Source organism: Candidatus Protofrankia californiensis (assembly GCF_900634765.1).
Taxonomy (GTDB): Bacteria; Actinomycetota; Actinomycetes; order Frankiales; family Frankiaceae; genus Protofrankia; species Protofrankia californiensis.
The window spans coordinates 1-706 of sequence record NZ_CAAAFT010000135.1 but is presented as its reverse complement, the minus strand read 5'-3'; the positions used below and the strand labels follow the sequence as shown (position 1 = coordinate 706).

The 706-nt window shown below is 67.3% G+C and carries 1 protein-coding gene; it reads right to left on the bottom strand.

Annotation, left to right across the window (positions count from 1 at the left end):
* Positions 1-105 precede the first annotated feature (105 nt).
* Positions 106-706: single-stranded DNA-binding protein (gene ssb, locus DD1DGNOD_RS08135; protein ID WP_131769816.1), on the bottom strand; the 601-nt coding region annotated here is incomplete at its 5' end.

Here is a 706-nt window from a genome sequence, read left to right as displayed (position 1 = left end):
GACCGACGCTACCCACAGCTTCCATCCCGATCGGGCACGGGTCCGTGTCAGCGCGGGCGGACAGCCGAGTCGATGGACAAATCGGAGCTGGTCGGACCCGTTGCGTCACACCGCGGCCGGGTGGAGAGCCGTGGCCGGGGGCGGCACCTCGTCGAACTCTGCCACCGGCGCGGTGGCACCGAGCAGCGACTTGCCGAACGGCTCATCCGCACCCGTGTCGGCCGCACCCGTGTCGGCAAGATCTCCGTCGCGATACTCCGTACCGGTCTCGAAGCGTGCCTCGCTCCTGCCATCGTGCACACCGGCTCCGTCGGTCGTACCAACGGCCCCCTGCCCTGACGCCACCTCTTCCGCAGCCTGACCGTCCCCATTCGAGCGAACCGTCCGCCGGACCTCTGCCGTCTGACGTGCAAGATCAACCGCAACAGCGTCGGCATCCACCTCGTAGACGACCCGGCGGTTTCCCTCATGGGTCTCGAAGGACCTCTGCCGTAGCCGCCCGACCACGAGCGTCCTGTCTCCCTTGCGCAACGATGCGCCGACGTTTTCAGCCATATGCCGCCAACAGGTGACCGTGATGAAGACGGTGCGACCATCCACCCAGCGGTTCTGCGTGCGGTCGAACCGGCGCGACGTGCTGGCCAGGCGAAGGGAGCAGACGAAGTTTCCGCTCTGCGTGCATCGCAGCTCAGGGTCGTCGACAAGG